This is a genomic window from Azospirillum sp. CT11-132 (assembly GCF_047302835.1).
Lineage (GTDB): Bacteria > Pseudomonadota > Alphaproteobacteria > Azospirillales > Azospirillaceae > Azospirillum.
Window position 1 is genome coordinate 2,587,910 of the sequence record NZ_JBGLZA010000003.1, and the last position, 13,131, is coordinate 2,601,040.

Here is a 13,131-nt window from a genome sequence, read left to right on the forward strand (position 1 = left end):
CTGGCGTACCGCCCCATCCCTTGCTAGGGTGCCGGACCATTCGCATTCGGGTTCTGGAGACCGCCTTCCCATGACCGCGCCAGCCTCGCGCATCTATTGCTCCGTCGACACCACCGAGATCGACGCCGCCCGCCGCATCGCCGGGCAGGTGGCGGGGGCCGTCGGCGGCATCAAGCTGGGGCTGGAGTTCTTCATCGCCCAGGGGCCAGCCGGCGTCCGCGCGGTGGTGGGGGAGGATGGGCCGCCGCTGTTCCTCGACCTGAAGCTGCACGACATCCCCAACACGGTGGCGGGCGGCGTGCGCGCGGCGCTGCCGCTGAAGCCGGCCTTCATGACCATCCACAGCGCCGGCGGGCCGGCGATGATGCGCGCGGCGGCGGAGACGGCGGCCAGCGCCGGGGCCGACCGGCCGAAGATCCTGGCCGTCACCGTGCTGACCAGCCTGGACGAGGGTGACCTGGGGGCCGTCGGCCAGTCGGTGCCGGTGGCCGATCAGGTGGTGCGGTTGGCGAAGCTGGCCAAGGCGTCGGGGGTGGACGGCGTAGTCTGCTCCCCGGCCGAGGTGGCGCTGGTGCGGGCGGCCTGCGGTCCCGACTTCATCCTGATGGTGCCCGGCATCCGCCCGGCCTGGGCCGCCACCAACGACCAGAAGCGCATCATGACTCCGGCGGAGGCGCTGGCCGCCGGCGCCGACCATCTGGTCATCGGCCGGCCGATCACCGCCGATGCCGATCCGGCCGCCGCCGCCCGCCGCATCGTCGCCGAAATTGAGGGGACCGCATGACCGTCGCCGCCAAGATCTGCGGGCTGAGCGAGCCCGAAAGCCTGCGCGCCGCCGTCGCCGGCGGGGCGCGCTATGTCGGCTTCGTCTTCTACCCGCGCAGCCCGCGCGCCATCGCCCCGCCGATGGCGGCGGAACTGGCGCGGCTGCTGCCGACCGGCGTTCGCTCCGTCGGGCTGTTCGTCGATCCCGACGACGAGTTCCTGGAGCATGTCACCGGGCAGGTCCCGCTCGACCTGATCCAGCTGCATGGCGCCGAGACGCCGCGCCGCATCGTCGAGATCAAGGGCCGCTATGCCCTGCCGGTGATGAAGGCGGTCAAGATCGGCGGGCCGGAAGACCTGACCACGGCGATGGAGGCGGCGGAGGTCGCCGACCGCCTGCTGTTCGACGCCAAGCCGCCGGCCAAGGTGTCGGCGCTGCCCGGCGGCAACGGCATCGCCTTCGACTGGACGATCCTGGCCGGGCGCAGCTGGCCGCGCCCCTGGATGCTGTCGGGCGGGCTGACGGTGGAGAATGTCGCCGAGGCGGTGCGGGTCACCGGCACCAGCGAGGTCGACGTGTCGTCCGGCGTGGAGGATCGCCCCGGCCACAAGGACCCGGCGCTGGTCCGCGCCTTCCTGTCGGCGGTGGCGGCGCTTTGAGGCCGTTTTTCGGCGAAAGCGCCCTGTTTTAGACGAATGCTGCGGCTTATCTTGGTCGCATGGCGGGACCTTGCGCCGTCGGGTAGGATGCGCCCATGAGCGATTCGACCACTCCGTCCACAACCGAGGCGCTCGGCGCCGTGCTCGACGAGCATCTGCGCTGGATCGGCCAGTGGCAGCGCGCCGTTTTCTACCGTGAGGGGCGTGGCGGGGAGCGGTCGTCGGCCCCGGCCTCTTTCCAGGCCTGGTGTCAGGCCGCCAGCCGCGACGACCTGCTGCAGCAGCCGGCGGTGCAGAAGCTGGCGACCCTGCACGAGCAGATGCACCGGCAGGCCCGGCTGATCCTGCTGAAGGCGTCCGGCGGCGAGCTGCCGACCGAGGCCGAGTTCGAGGGGGTGGTCGGCCGCTTCGAGGAGTTCATGCTGCACCTGCGCCGGATGGAGCGCGCCTTTGCCGCCGCCGCCTCCGGCCTGGACCCGCTGACCGGCCTGCGCACGCGGCGCGGCATGGGCGAGGCGCTGGAGCGCGAGCACAACCGCTACCGCCGCACCGGACAGCCCTTCTGCGTCGCGCTGTGCGACATCGACAAGTTCAAGGGCATCAACGACAGCTATGGCCACGACATCGGCGACCGGGTGCTGGCCGCGACCGCCGCCGTCATCAGCCGCGGCGTCCGCAGCTTCGACGAGGCCTTCCGCATGGGCGGCGAGGAGTTCCTGGTCTGCCTGAAGGAAACCCGGCTGGACGAGGGCTATGAGGTGATCGAACGGCTGCGCGTCGACCTGATGCGCTCGCCGGTGGTGCTGCCCGACGGCCGGATGATCCCCGTCACCGCCTCCTTCGGGCTGGTGGAGGCGGTGTCCGACCTGACCGTCGACGATCTGGTGGTCTGCGCCGACCGCGCGCTCTATCAGGCGAAGAATTCCGGCCGCAACCGCGTGATCCGCTACGGCATCGACCGTCCGGAACCGAAGCCGGCGGCGGCGAAGGCGGGGCGGGGATAGGGACAAGCGACGCCCCGCCGGTCAGCCCCCTTGGCCCCGGCCCCCCTGACGCGCTAGGATCGCGATAACCTTACCGTCAGCCGTGATCCGGATTCCATGCGCACCCTGCCCGAATTTCCCAACCTGTTCGTCCTCGACCATCCGCTGATCCAGCACAAGCTGACCCATATGCGGAACAAGGAGCGGTCGACCGGCGGGTTCCGTACCCTGCTGCGCGAGATCTCGCTGCTGATGGGCTATGAGCTGACGCGCGACATCCCGCTGACCACCGAGCGGATCGAGACGCCGCTGCAGCCGATGGACGCGCCGGTGATCCTGGGCAAGAAGCTGGCGGTCGTGCCGGTTCTGCGCGCCGGGCTCGGCATGTCGGCCGGGCTGCTGGAGCTGGTGCCGTCGGCGCGCGAGGGGCATATCGGCCTCTACCGCGACCATGACACCAAGCAGCCGCACGAATATCTGGTGAAGCTGCCGCCGGCCGAAGGGCGGCTGTTCATCGTCGTCGACCCGATGCTGGCGACCGGCAACTCCGCCGCCCATGCCTGCGACGTGCTGAACCGCCATGGCGTCGACGACGACAACATCCGCTTCATGGCGCTGGTCGCCGCGCCCGAGGGCGTGCGCCGTTTCCATGAGTCGCACCCGGACGTGAAGGTCTTCACCGCGGCGTTGGACAGCCATCTGAACGAGGACGCCTACATCGTCCCCGGCCTGGGCGACGCCGGCGACCGCATGTTCGGCACCAAGTAAGGACCGCTCAAGCGACCGGTAAACGGGGCGGGCGCCGGAGGACGGCTCCGCCCCGTTTTTCGTTGTGATTTCGGCAATCAGGTGCCGAACTGCACCAGCGCCTTGCGGAAGCCGACATTGGGCGGCGCATAGCCCGCATCACCTGCGGCGCGTTGCGGCACCGACTCGTGCAGGTTTTCCTCGCTGTAGGGCAGGACGCAGACCGGGCGGTAATGGCGCGGCTCCGACAGCCTGCCGAGGCCATCCAGGAACTCGGCATAGGAATCGACGATCTTGCCCAGCGCGTCGTCGGGCGTCACCCGGGGCATCCATTCGGGATCAAGCGCCAGTCCGCACTCGGCAGCCCGCTCCATCATCCATTGCAATGCGATGTTCGACAGTTGGTCGTCCTCATAGCCGCCGCCGACATTCGAATGGCAGCCGACGAACCAGCGCTGCTCCACCCGCTGTGCCGGCTTGTCCTTCGGATCCCAGACGGAGGCGGCGAAGGTCTTGCGGTGCTCGTCGATCGCCAGGGCCTGAAAGGCGTTGCGGACCAGACCGCTGAGTTCGGTGTCGTGGAAGCCGTAAAGCTTCTCGTCCAGATGTTCGCAGATGCCAAGCGGTATGCCCAGCGCACCGACCGTGTCCCAGACGCCGAGGAAATGGATTGGAATCAGGCGGGAGCCGTGGGTGTCGCGGAACTGCTTCGCCTCGTCTACATCCGGACCCTCATCCCGCGTGCGGTAAAGCTCATAGGCGGCGTCCGTCTGGTCCAGCTTGTCGGCGGGCAGCAGGCCGGCGTTGCGGATCAGCCCGACAAGGCTGCGGGCGGTGTAGGCTCCGCGAGAGAAGCCCAGGATGAAGACCTGATCGCCGTCCACATACTGTTTGGCGAGGGTGCGGTAGCCGTCCTTGATCTTCTGGTCCAGACCCAGACCGAAGGCACCGCCAAAGATATGATTGAGCCAGTCGTGGATGATGTTGCCGTTCTCGTCGGCGCCGACGCCGGAATCGTAGAAGCTGTATTGCGTCGTGCCGTCGTCGGCGCCGGGCCGTACCGATTTATAAAATTTCCAGACGTTGGTCGATTGCCTGTTGTTATCAGGGTTGTCGCCGCTGCCCGGCGTATTCCAGGTGCCGTCGAAACACAGGACGATCCGCTTCGCCATCTTGCCCTCCCTGCTGGCATGCGCGCGGGAGATGATGGCAGTGATAGTTTTTCTCCTTCAACAGATTTGTTGAAAAAGCCCGCAACCCCGGAACGTGTCGCTGTGCATACCGCAACCGGGTCCGGCCGCCGGGGATCGGCGCAGGCATACGCACGTATTTCCAGACTGCAGCCATGGTTATGCGGAAAGTTCCCGCCCATACAATTGCCGCTTCGGTCAAGTCATCGCCGTGCGGCCGGACTGTCGGCGGGAAGCCGATATGCGGCATCCGCAGGACATGGGAGCCCGCCACTTGTGCGAAGGTCCCATATGACATTGGCTTGATTTCGATCAATGCCGGGTGGCGTGACGGTAAGGATCATGCCATCCTATTCGATGCGCCGACCGAATGGCCTAGCCCATATGCCTTCAACCGGTGCAGCCGATCCTTAGTGGATGAACGCGAACGGGAACGCGCGATGGATTACGAAACTTTCTTCCGCAACCAGATTGCGACCCTGAAGCAGGACGGCCGCTACCGGGTGTTCGCCAATCTGGAACGCCATGCGGGCAATTTCCCGACGGCGACCTTCCGCGATTCCAACGGGCGCGAACGTCCGGTCACGGTCTGGTGCTCCAACGACTATCTCGGCATGGGCCAGCACCCCAGCGTGATGAAGGCGATGCACGACGCGCTGGATCAGGTCGGCGCCGGCGCCGGCGGCACCCGCAACATCTCCGGCACCAACATCTACCATGTGCTGCTGGAGCGCGAACTGGCCGACCTGCACCACAAGGAAGCGGCGCTGCTCTTCACCTCGGGCTATGTGTCGAACGACGCGACGCTGACCACGCTGGGCAAGATCCTGCCCAACTGCGTGATCCTGTCGGACGCGCTGAACCACAACTCGATGATCACCGGCATCCGCAATTCGGGCGCCGAGAAGCACATCTTCCACCACAACGACCCCAAGCACCTGGACGAGCTGCTGTCGGGCATCGCCCCCGGCCGGCCCAAGGTGGTGGCGTTCGAAAGCGTCTATTCGATGGACGGCGACATCGCCCCCATCCATGACCTGTGCGACGTCGCCGACAAGCACGGCGCCATGACCTATCTCGACGAGGTGCACGCCGTCGGCATGTACGGAGCCCGCGGCGCCGGCGTGGCCGAGCGCGACGGCGCCATGGACCGGCTGACCATCGTCGAGGGCACGCTGGGCAAGGCCTTCGGCGTCCAGGGCGGTTACATCACCGGCTCCACCGCGCTGATCGACTGCGTCCGCAGCTTCGCCGCCGGCTTCATCTTCTCCACCTCGCTGTCGCCGGTGCTGGCGGCGGGTGCGCTGGCCTCCATCCGCCACCTGAAGAACAGCCAGGTCGAACGGACGCAGCACCAGGAGCGCGCCGCCACGCTGAAGCGGATGTTCGCCGATGCCGGCCTGCCGGTGATGCCGTCGGTCAGCCACATCGTGCCGCTGATGGTCGGCGACGCCCACCGCTGCAAGCGCGCGTCCGACGAGCTGCTGGACCGGCACAACATCTATGTCCAGCCGATCAACTATCCCACCGTCCCGCGTGGGACGGAGCGGCTGCGCTTCACCCCGACCCCGCTGCACACCGACGCGCAGATGGGCATGCTGGTCGAGGCGCTGCTGGATGTCTGGAGCCGGCTGGACCTGCGTCTCGCCGCCTGAGTCGCACCCCCTCGGAAAGCCCGGGAAAGACCCTTTCGGCGATAGGGGCCTTTTGTCCTCTGGACAGATGGCGTGTGCACCCCTATTTTGAGGGATAGCGTTGCGATCGGTTCGCAGCTTCGTTGCTGCGGGCCGGCCGTTGCGCTTGCCGTCCATCCTTCAATCCAGGGCATCGCCCAGGGGGTTCGCCATGTACCGTGACAACTCGCTGATGCCGAAGGAGGCCGTGCGCCTCGTCGTCCTGGGCACGCTGATCCAGGGCGGTCCGTTGCGTTACGCCGATCTGGCCGGCTCCGTCCGTCATTTCCTCGATCGTATGATGGGTCCGTCGCTGGACCTGATGGGCACCTCGCTGGAGATGCTGCGCTACGAGGGGCTGATCGAGGCGCTGGACGGCAGCGGCATGGAAGACAACGCCCTGCTGGGTCCGACCGAGACCGGCCGGGCGGAGTTCGACACGCTGATGCGCGCCAATGTCCGCGCGCCGTCGGCCGACGGGCTGAACAAGCTGGTCACCGCGCTGAAGCTGCGCTTCCTGCATCTGCTGGATGTCGAGTCGCAGCGCGACCAGATCGACAATCTCGTGGCGCTCAGCGAGACCGAGCTGGCCCGGCTGGGCGACCTGAAGCGGGCGGATGTCGGCAGCGACGGCCATTTCGCCTCCTGGCTGGACCGCGACATCGCCCAGACGGAAGAGCGTCTGGCCTGGTTTCAGGAGCTGCTCTCCCGTCTGTAATTCCCTGCGGGACCTAAGGTTTTATTTCGCGCGGCGCGTCCTTATCGAATAGGGGCGCGCCGCGTCTGTTTCGGCGTGCGGTTTTGGTGTACCTTCGGGGTACCCCTTTTCCCAGCCGGAATCCTCTCCATGGCCTCGTCCCTGTCGACCGACGACCTCGAAGACCGCTTGCGCATGGAGTTCGTGGACGACGCGCGCGATCGGCTGGAGCTGATGAACGCGGCGCTGGCGGACCGCGTGAAGGGCGAGCGCAGCGACACGGACACCATCGGCGTCCTGCGGCTGGAAGCCCACAATTTCAAGGGCATGGGCACCAGCTTCGGCTATCCCACCGTCAGCCTCGTCGCCCACCGTCTGGAGGATTACCTCAGCGGCCTGAAGCGGCTGGACGAGAAGCAGCTGGTCGACGCCCAGATCTTCATCGACCGCATCGCCGAACTGGTCGACCGCGCCGAACAGCCGCTGCTGGCCGAGACCAACCGGATCATCCGTGCCCTGCCGGTCCGCTACGAGTTCCAAGTCACCGACGTCGATGTCCGCAACGTCGAGATCATGCTGGTGACCCCGTCCAAGGTCGTCGCCAAGAAGCTGGGGACGGAGCTGGCGGCCTGCGGCTTCCGCACCATGACGGTGACCGACCCGATCGAGTCGATCAGCCTTGCCGTGCGCGTGCCGCCGGACATGGTCATCGCCTCGATGGTGATGGACGGGCTGTCCGGCCTCGACCTGATCCGCGGCCTGCGCGCCATGAGCGTGACCCAGCATGTGCCGATGGCGCTGCTGACCTCGCTGAACCTCGACCACCCGTCGCTGAAGGAGATTCCGTACGGCGTCTCCGTCATCCGCGTCGGCGAGCATTTCGGCGACGACTTCGCCGCGGTGGTGGCAAAGCACAATCTGGGCTGAGCCTTTTCCGGCCGTCATCCCCGCGAAGGCGGGGACCCAGGCTTCCCGGTCAAGCGCCTGCATCGGCTGGATTCCCGCCTTCGCGGGAAAGACGGCCGAGGGGCGTGGTTGCTGGGGCTGCTGTATCGGGACACCGACCACTCCATTCGGCTGAACGTCATCGTCATATAGCCGCGCTTGCGCCGGCGGGAATCCCCATGTTAGGCGTCAAACCGGTCCCACAGGCTGGAGCAGCGCCCGAATGACGGAGGTTCTTCGCCGGTACGGCCCGGTTCTGACCGGAGTGATCCTGCTGGCGGTGGCGTTGTGGCTGGCGCTGCTGGTGGTGCTGCCGCAGCTGATGATGATCGGCTTCTCCTTCCGGCCGTCGCTGCCGCCGTCCAAGATCGGCGGGCCGGAGGATGTGTTCACGGTCAGGAATTACCTGACGCTGTGGACCAACAGCATCCACCTGTCGATCTTCCTGAAGACGATCTGGGCCAGCGCGCTGGTCACCGCGACCACGCTGGCGGTCTGCTATCCGGTCGCCTTCTATCTGGCGCAGGTGGCGCCGAAGCGGCGGCTGCCGCTGCTGATCCTGATGCTGGTCGTGCCCTTCTGGATCAACGAGCTTCTGCGCACCTTCTCCTGGTACATCATCCTGGCCTTCAACGGGCCGCTGAACGCGATTCTGCTGGGGCTGGGCATCATCGACGAGCCGCAGCGCTTCCTGGGCGGCGACGGCGGGGTGATCGTCGGGATGGTGTATGTCTACATCCTGTTCATGGTCTTCCCGCTCTACAACGCCATCGAATCGCTGGACCGCAACCAGATCGAGGCGGCGCGGGATCTGGGCGCCGGCTGGCTGCGCATCCATCGCCGCATCGTGCTGCCGCACGCGAAGCCCGGCATCGCCGTCGGCTGCATCATGACCTTCATGCTGGCCGCCGGCAGCTATGCCGTGCCGGCGCTGCTGGGCGGGCCGAACAGCCGCTGGTTCACCGAGATCATCTACAACTGGTTCTTCGAGGGTGGGAACTGGAACCAGGGGGCGGCCTACGCCTTCATCCTGCTGGTGCTGTGCATCGGCTTCATCCTCGGCGCGATGCGGCTGTTCCGCGTCGGGCTGGCCGATATAGCGAAATGAGCCATCGTGAAGTGAGCCTCAAGCCATGACCGCCGCCCGACTCCGCCGCCTGCTGACCGGCGCCTATCTGGTGCTGTTCTTCGGCTATCTGTTCCTGCCGCTGGGCATCATGGCTGTGGCGACCTTCAACAGCAGCCGCTTTCCCACCGTGACGCCCTGGATGGGCTTCACGCTCGGCTGGTTCCAGGCGCTGTGGGAGGACCAGCGCATGTGGGCGGCGCTGGGCACCAGCCTGATCGTCGGGGCGGGGGTGATCGCGCTGGCGGTGCCGCTGGGGCTGGCGGCGGCGCTGCTGCTCGACCGGCTGCACAGCCGGGCCAAGACCTTCCTCTACGCGCTGATGGTGTCGCCGCTGCTGACGCCGGGGGTGATCGTCGGCATTTCGACGCTGGTGTTCTGGCGGGAGTGGTTCGGGGTCAGCGGCGGGCTGTTCCTGACCGTGGTGGCGCAGTCCAGCTTCATCGCCGCCTATGCCATGCTGCTGTTCTCGGCAAGGCTGGAGCGGTTCGATCCGGCGCTGGAGGAGGCCGCGCTCGACCTCGGCGCCACGCATGGGCAGGTGTTCCGGCGCATCACGCTGCCGTACCTGATGCCGGCGATCCTGTCGGCGGCCCTGCTGGCCTTCCTGCAGAGCTTCGAGAACTACAACACCACGCTGTTCGTGCGTGGGCTGGATACCACCCTGACCGTCTACATCGCGACCAAGGTGCGCACCGGGCTGACCCCGGCGGTCAACGCGCTGTCGCTGGTGCTGATCGCGCTGACCATCCTGGGCGCCGTCGTCTACGAGATCCTGCGCCGGCGCGAGGCGCGCCGGCAGGCAGGGTCCGTTACAGCGTAATCCTCAGTCCTCTTCCGCCTCGTCGGCGTCCGCCTCGATCTGGGCGGCGAGGTCGCGCAGCATGTCGATGACGTCTTCGTGGCTGGTCTCGTCCACGGCGGCGTTCACCGCGGCCTCGATCATGGCGACGGCGATGTAGGGGCCGAGCGGGCCACCTTCCTTGATCGCCTCATCCAGATGCCTTTCGGCGATCGACAGCGCCTTTTCGAACAGCGCTTCGGCCGTCTGGTTGGTGGTGTCCTTGCTCATCGTCCGGTCCGTTGCGGAGGGTTGGTCCGACTCCAATAACACGCCCAATCGGCGATTGGCGCGGGAATTCGCTGTCGCGGCCGCAAATAGAGGCCGCGAAACGGGAGGCCGGGCTTGCGCCGCCCCGGACCATACGCCACAGTCCGGAGACGCGTTGACCTATACGGCAAGAGAGACAGCATGACCGGGACGCCCGACCTGACCAGCCCCGACCTCTACCGCTTCTGGTGGGAGGAGCGCGTGCGCTTCAACGACCTCGACGCGGTGGGGCATGTCAACAACAACGCCCTCGGCGTCTATTTCGAACAGGCGCGCGTCGCCCTGATCCATCAGGTCGGCGGCTTCACCGACGAGGTTCCGTGGACCGTCGTCCTGGCCCGCAGCGTGATCGAGTACAAGGCGGAACTGCTCTATCCCAACACGGTCCGGATCGGCGCGCGGACGCTGCGGCTGGGCAACAGTTCGATCACGCTGGGCTGCGCCATCTTCCTGGGCGACCTCTGCATCGCCACGCAGGAAGCGGTGGCGGTGATCGTCGACAAGGCGGCCCATCGCCCGACCCCGATCCCGGAACCGTTGCGCGCCAAGCTGCTGGAGGCGTAAAGGGAGGCGCCGCAGCCCCGTACCATCGGAACCCCGACATATGACGCGCTCACCCCAGCGCCCTTCCGGCAAGCGCCCCTTCGCCAAGGGACGCCCGCCCGCCCGCAAGACCGCCCAGCCGCCCACCCATGCGCCTACTGAGTTGCGGGAAATTGAGGTCGCCATCGCCGATGTCGGTGCGCGTGGCGACGGGATCGCGTTCGCCGAGGGTCTTCGCCTGTTCGTGCCCTACACGGTGACCGGCGACCGCGTGCGTGTACGTGTCGCCGAGGGCGACGGGAAAGGGGAGGGCGTACGGGCAGACCTGCTTGAGGTTCTTGAGCCCGGCCCCGGCCGCCAGACCCCGCCCTGCCGCCATTTCGGCCGCTGCGGCGGCTGTACGCTGCAGCAGATGGACGATGCGACGTACGCCGCCTGGAACAGCGGGATGGTGCGCGGCGCGCTGGAGCGGGTCGGGCTGGACGACGTCGTGTTGGAACCGCTGGCGCATACGCCCGCCGGTGCCCGCCGCCGCGCCCGCTTCGCGGCGCTGAAGCGTGGCAAGCGCGTCTGGTTCGGCTTCAACGAGCGGCAGAGCCATCGGCTGGTCGATCTGGAGGAGTGCCCGATCCTGGCGCCCCGCCTATTCGCCCTGGTGGAGCCTCTGCGCGCCGTGCTGGCGGCGATCCTGCCGGACGGCGGTGACGCCGACGTGGTGCTGACCGATCTTGAGGGTGGCGCCGACCTGCTGCTGGTCGGGCCGCGCAGCCTGGATCGTGGTGCCCGCGAGGCGCTGGTCGCTTTCGAACCGGAGCGCATCGCCCGCATCGCCTGGCAGCCCACCGACCGCGCGGCGGCGGAGCCGGTGGCGAACCGCAGACCGGCCTTTATCCGTTTCGCAGGCGTTCCGATCCAGCCGCCGCCCGGCGCCTTCCTGCAGGCCAGCGCAGAGGGCGAGGCCGCCCTGGTCGCTGCGGTGCGCGAGGCGGTGGGGCAGGCATCCCGCATCGCCGACCTGTTCGCCGGCATCGGCACCTTTTCCATTCCGCTTGCGCAACGGGCCGCGGTTCATGCTGTGGAAGGCGACGAGGCGGCGGTGGCGGCGCTTGGCCGCGCGGTGCAGGGGCTGCGGCTGACGGTGGAGCGGCGCGACCTGTTCGAGAATCCGCTAGGGGTGAAGGACCTCAACCGCTATGACGCGGTTGTGTTCGACCCGCCGCGCGCCGGGGCGGCGGCCCAGGCGGCGGCGCTCGCCGGCAGCAAAGTGCCGCGGGTGGTGGGGGTGTCCTGTAACCCAGCCAGCTTCGCCCGCGACGCGCGGGTGCTGGTGGATGGCGGCTATCGCCTGGTGAAGGTCTGGCCGGTCGACCAGTTCCTGTGGTCGGCCCATGTGGAACTGGTCGGCCTGTTCGAGCGGTGAGGAGGCTGTCGCAGCCTCCCCGTCGCATCAATCCAGCTGCAGAACGATCGCCTTCAGATAGGCCGACTCCGGCAGGTGCGGGTGGACCGGGTGGTCGGGGCCGGCGCCGGCGCTGCGCAGGATGCGGCCGGTGCGGCCGGCGTCGTGCAGGCCGCGGGCAACCTGCTCGGCGAAGGTCGGCGGATCGACATTGTGGCTGCACGACCCGCAGAGCAGAAAGCCGCCCGGCGCCGTGATCTTCGCGGCCAGACGCGCCATCTTGCGGTAGGCGCGGGAGCCGGCCGCCAGATCCTTCTTCGACTTCACGAAGGCCGGCGGATCGGCGACCACCACTTGGAAGGTCTCGCCGGCCTCGCCCAGCCGTTCCATCTCCTGGAAGGCGTCGGCCTTGCGCGCCTCGAAACGGTCGGCGACGCCGTTCGCCTCGGCGGCGCGGGTGGCGTTCTCCAGGGCCAGGGCGGAGCGGTCCACCGCGACCACATGGGTGGCGCCGGCCACCGCGCACTGGATGCCGAAGCCGCCATTGTAGCTGTAGAAGTCGATGGCCCGGCCGCCCTTGGCCAGCGAGGCGATGAAGGCGCGGTTGTCGCGCTGGTCGTAGAACCAGCCGGTCTTCTGGCCCTCCAGCGGGTTGGCGAAGAAGGTCACGCCGTTCTCTTCCAGCCGGATCGGGCCGTCGATCTCGCCCTTGACCAGCCGGGTCTCCTCGCCCAGCCCTTCCAGCGCGCGCTGGCTGCCGTCGTTGCGCAGGATGACCGCGCGCGGCGCCATTACCTCGTCGATGGCGGCCAGGATATCGTCGATCCGGCTGTCCATGAAGACGGAGTTGGCCTGGACCGTCACCACATCGTCGAACCGGTCGACGATCAGGCCGGGCAGCCCGTCGGCCTCGGCATGGACGACGCGGTAGAAGGGACGGGAGAACAGCCGGTCGCGCAGCTCCACCGCGCGGCGCAGCCGGCCGGCGATGAAGGCGTGGTCCACCACGGTCGCCGGGTCGTTCGACAGCAGCCGGGCGGCGATCAGCGTGTGCGGATTGAAGGTGTAGATGCCCAGCGGCGTCCCGCCGGGGTCCAGAAGCCGCACCGGGCTGCCGGGCGGCACCGCCTTGGCGATGCTGTCCATCTGGACTTCGTTGGAATAGACCCAGGGATGTCCATGCATGACGCGCCGCTGGCGGCCGGCCTGCAGATGGATCGGGGGGTATTTCTTGACGGGTTTGGTGCCGGTGTCGCTCATGGCCGCATCCTAGCGGCAATTCGCTGGCGCGC

14 protein-coding genes are annotated in these 13,131 nt (G+C 67.8%); 11 read left to right on the forward strand and 3 right to left on the reverse strand.

Annotated elements, in window-relative coordinates:
* Nucleotides 1-70: 70 nt before the first annotated feature.
* The 4 genes from pyrF (at nt 71) to upp (ending at nt 3,176) form a co-directional block, all read left to right on the forward strand.
* Nucleotides 71-784 carry an orotidine-5'-phosphate decarboxylase gene (gene pyrF / locus ACCD06_RS18165; protein ID WP_413342271.1) on the forward strand — a complete coding sequence of 238 codons (714 nt, stop codon included), beginning with the start codon at nt 71-73 and terminating at the stop codon, nt 782-784.
* Nucleotides 781-1,425 (forward strand): phosphoribosylanthranilate isomerase, encoded by a 645-nt coding sequence (locus tag ACCD06_RS18170; protein ID WP_413342273.1) that lies wholly within the window; start codon nt 781-783, stop codon nt 1,423-1,425. Before pyrF ends, ACCD06_RS18170 begins: the two co-directional genes overlap by 4 nt.
* A 95-nt stretch (nt 1,426-1,520) precedes the next feature.
* A complete protein-coding gene (locus ACCD06_RS18175) occupies nt 1,521-2,429 on the forward strand; it encodes a diguanylate cyclase (RefSeq protein WP_109150375.1) in 909 nt (302 codons plus the stop codon).
* A 96-nt stretch (nt 2,430-2,525) separates the two neighbouring features.
* A complete protein-coding gene (gene upp / locus ACCD06_RS18180) occupies nt 2,526-3,176 on the forward strand; it encodes a uracil phosphoribosyltransferase (protein WP_085087593.1) in 651 nt (216 codons plus the stop codon).
* A gap of 77 nt (nt 3,177-3,253) precedes the next feature.
* Here upp and ACCD06_RS18185 read toward each other — a convergent pair whose 3' ends face one another.
* Entirely contained in the window at nt 3,254-4,327 is a 1,074-nt protein-coding gene (locus ACCD06_RS18185; protein WP_413342275.1) for a DUF2235 domain-containing protein, read from the reverse strand.
* 458 nt (nt 4,328-4,785) lie between these two features.
* Between ACCD06_RS18185 and hemA the strand changes: the two genes are divergently transcribed.
* The 5 genes from hemA (at nt 4,786) to ACCD06_RS18210 (ending at nt 9,609) form a co-directional block, all read left to right on the forward strand.
* Nucleotides 4,786-6,000: a 5-aminolevulinate synthase gene (hemA, locus tag ACCD06_RS18190; RefSeq protein ID WP_413342277.1), complete on the forward strand. Its 1,215-nt coding sequence runs from the start codon at nt 4,786-4,788 to the stop codon at nt 5,998-6,000.
* 190 nt (nt 6,001-6,190) lie between these two features.
* Nucleotides 6,191-6,736, forward strand: coding sequence for a hypothetical protein (locus ACCD06_RS18195; protein WP_109074336.1), 546 nt, complete (start codon nt 6,191-6,193; stop codon nt 6,734-6,736).
* Nucleotides 6,737-6,865: 129 nt separating this feature from the next.
* Nucleotides 6,866-7,642: an Hpt domain-containing protein gene (locus ACCD06_RS18200; RefSeq protein WP_109074335.1), complete on the forward strand. Its 777-nt coding sequence runs from the start codon at nt 6,866-6,868 to the stop codon at nt 7,640-7,642.
* Nucleotides 7,643-7,883: 241 nt separating this feature from the next.
* The gene (locus ACCD06_RS18205) at nt 7,884-8,768 is read left to right on the forward strand and encodes an ABC transporter permease (protein WP_109150371.1); all 885 of its coding nucleotides are present in this window, start codon (nt 7,884-7,886) and stop codon (nt 8,766-8,768) included.
* A gap of 25 nt (nt 8,769-8,793) precedes the next feature.
* Nucleotides 8,794-9,609: an ABC transporter permease gene (locus ACCD06_RS18210; protein ID WP_413342280.1), complete on the forward strand. Its 816-nt coding sequence runs from the start codon at nt 8,794-8,796 to the stop codon at nt 9,607-9,609.
* Nucleotides 9,610-9,612: 3 nt separating this feature from the next.
* Here ACCD06_RS18210 and ACCD06_RS18215 read toward each other — a convergent pair whose 3' ends face one another.
* Nucleotides 9,613-9,858 carry a hypothetical protein gene (locus ACCD06_RS18215; RefSeq protein WP_413342282.1) on the reverse strand — a complete coding sequence of 82 codons (246 nt, stop codon included), beginning with the start codon at nt 9,856-9,858 and terminating at the stop codon, nt 9,613-9,615.
* Between the two features lie 180 nt (nt 9,859-10,038).
* Between ACCD06_RS18215 and ACCD06_RS18220 the strand changes: the two genes are divergently transcribed.
* Together ACCD06_RS18220 and ACCD06_RS18225 are read left to right on the forward strand one after the other, a co-directional pair.
* Entirely contained in the window at nt 10,039-10,461 is a 423-nt protein-coding gene (locus ACCD06_RS18220; protein WP_109074332.1) for an acyl-CoA thioesterase, read from the forward strand.
* 40 nt (nt 10,462-10,501) lie between these two features.
* Nucleotides 10,502-11,860, forward strand: coding sequence for a class I SAM-dependent RNA methyltransferase (locus ACCD06_RS18225; RefSeq protein ID WP_413342284.1), 1,359 nt, complete (start codon nt 10,502-10,504; stop codon nt 11,858-11,860).
* Nucleotides 11,861-11,887: 27 nt separating this feature from the next.
* On the opposite strand, the gene ACCD06_RS18230 is transcribed toward ACCD06_RS18225, so the two are convergent.
* On the reverse strand, nt 11,888-13,099 hold the full coding sequence (locus ACCD06_RS18230; RefSeq protein WP_413342286.1) for a class I SAM-dependent rRNA methyltransferase: 1,212 nt from the start codon (nt 13,097-13,099) through the stop codon (nt 11,888-11,890).
* Nucleotides 13,100-13,131 lie beyond the last annotated feature (32 nt).

What these genes read in the sequence shown, in the direction of transcription:
- ACCD06_RS18170 (WP_413342273.1), top strand. Translation starts at nt 781, where the DNA reads ATGACCGTCGCCGCCAAGATCTGCGGGCTGAGCGAGCCCGAAAGCCTG.
- ACCD06_RS18220 (WP_109074332.1), top strand. Translation starts at nt 10,039, where the DNA reads ATGACCGGGACGCCCGACCTGACCAGCCCCGACCTCTACCGCTTCTGG.
- upp (WP_085087593.1), top strand. Translation starts at nt 2,526, where the DNA reads ATGCGCACCCTGCCCGAATTTCCCAACCTGTTCGTCCTCGACCATCCG.
- ACCD06_RS18185 (WP_413342275.1), bottom strand. Translation starts at nt 4,327, where the DNA reads ATGGCGAAGCGGATCGTCCTGTGTTTCGACGGCACCTGGAATACGCCG.
- ACCD06_RS18215 (WP_413342282.1), bottom strand. Translation starts at nt 9,858, where the DNA reads ATGAGCAAGGACACCACCAACCAGACGGCCGAAGCGCTGTTCGAAAAG.
- ACCD06_RS18230 (WP_413342286.1), bottom strand. Translation starts at nt 13,099, where the DNA reads ATGAGCGACACCGGCACCAAACCCGTCAAGAAATACCCCCCGATCCAT.
- ACCD06_RS18200 (WP_109074335.1), top strand. Translation starts at nt 6,866, where the DNA reads ATGGCCTCGTCCCTGTCGACCGACGACCTCGAAGACCGCTTGCGCATG.
- hemA (WP_413342277.1), top strand. Translation starts at nt 4,786, where the DNA reads ATGGATTACGAAACTTTCTTCCGCAACCAGATTGCGACCCTGAAGCAG.
- pyrF (WP_413342271.1), top strand. Translation starts at nt 71, where the DNA reads ATGACCGCGCCAGCCTCGCGCATCTATTGCTCCGTCGACACCACCGAG.
- ACCD06_RS18225 (WP_413342284.1), top strand. Translation starts at nt 10,502, where the DNA reads ATGACGCGCTCACCCCAGCGCCCTTCCGGCAAGCGCCCCTTCGCCAAG.
- ACCD06_RS18205 (WP_109150371.1), top strand. Translation starts at nt 7,884, where the DNA reads ATGACGGAGGTTCTTCGCCGGTACGGCCCGGTTCTGACCGGAGTGATC.
- ACCD06_RS18175 (WP_109150375.1), top strand. Translation starts at nt 1,521, where the DNA reads ATGAGCGATTCGACCACTCCGTCCACAACCGAGGCGCTCGGCGCCGTG.
- ACCD06_RS18195 (WP_109074336.1), top strand. Translation starts at nt 6,191, where the DNA reads ATGTACCGTGACAACTCGCTGATGCCGAAGGAGGCCGTGCGCCTCGTC.
- ACCD06_RS18210 (WP_413342280.1), top strand. Translation starts at nt 8,794, where the DNA reads ATGACCGCCGCCCGACTCCGCCGCCTGCTGACCGGCGCCTATCTGGTG.